This window comes from Streptomyces xingningensis (genome assembly GCF_054957865.1).
In genome coordinates this window covers 1-1212 of the sequence record NZ_JBDJPF010000161.1, presented here as the reverse complement: position 1 = coordinate 1212, position 1212 = coordinate 1, and the positions used below count along the sequence as shown (strand labels likewise).

Sequence of the window (1212 nt, the reverse complement as noted above, 5' to 3'; positions counted from 1 at the left end):
GGTGAGTGGTCTCCGGCTGCCCGCCACGCTGGTGTTCGACCACCCGACGCCGCGCGTCCTCGCCGAGCATCTGGACCGTCTGCTCGCTGGCGAGTCCCTGGCTCCGGCCACGGCCCTGAGCACTGCGGCCGGAGCGGACGAGCCGGTGGCGATCGTGGCCATGGCCTGCCGATTCCCCGGCGGGATCGGCTCGGCCGAGGGGTTGTGGCAGTTGGTGGCGTCGGGTGGTGATGCCATCGGCGGTTTCCCCACGGACCGGGGCTGGGATCTGGAGCGGCTGTTTCATCCGGATCCTGAGCGTCCTGGTACGAGTTATGCGCGTGAGGGTGGGTTTTTGGATGGTGTTGACCGGTTTGATGCTGGGTTCTTTGGGATCAGTCCTCGTGAGGCGTTGGCGATGGATCCTCAGCAGCGGGTTCTGCTGGAGGCGTCCTGGGAGTTGTTCGAACGGGCTGGTATCGACCCGTCGTCGCTGAAGGGCAGTGCTACCGGGGTCTATGCCGGCGTGATGTACCACGACTACGCGGCCGGTCTAAGCGCCAACAGTGACGCCGGACTTGAGGGCTACTCGATGCTGGCGGGCTCCGGGAGCGCGGTGTCCGGTCGGGTGGCTTATACGTTTGGGTTGGAGGGTCCGGCGGTGACGGTGGATACGGCGTGTTCGTCGTCGTTGGTGGCGGTGCATTTGGCGGTGCAGGCGTTGCGGGTGGGGGAGTGTTCGCTGGCGTTGGCTGGTGGTGTGACGGTGATGGCGACGCCGGAGGTGTTTACCGGGTTTTCGCGGCAGGGTGGGCTGGCGTCGGATGGGCGTTGCAAGGCGTTCGCGGCCGCCGCGGACGGCACGGGTTTCTCGGAGGGTGTCGGTCTGGTGTTGTTGGAGCGTGTGTCGGATGCGCGGCGTAATGGTCATCGGGTGCTTGCGGTGGTGCGTGGTTCGGCGGTGAATCAGGATGGTGCGAGTAATGGGTTGACTGCTCCTCATGGTCCGTCTCAGGAGCGGGTGATTCGGCAGGCGTTGGCGGGTGCGGGTCTTTCGGTGGGGGATGTGGATGTGGTGGAGGGGCATGGTACGGGGACGCGGTTGGGTGATCCGATTGAGGCTCAGGCGTTGTTGGCTACGTATGGTCGGGGTCGGCCTGGGGATCGTCCGTTGTGGTTGGGGTCGGTGAAGTCGAATATTGGTCATGCGCAGGCGGCTGCGGGTGTGGCGGG

1 protein-coding gene is annotated in these 1212 nt (G+C 65.9%); it reads left to right on the top strand.

Annotated features, from left to right (window positions below; all coding sequences use genetic code 11):
• Positions 1-1212 (top strand): acyl carrier protein (locus ABCR83_RS32630; RefSeq protein ID WP_462698885.1); only part of this gene is annotated, 1212 nt, incomplete at both ends.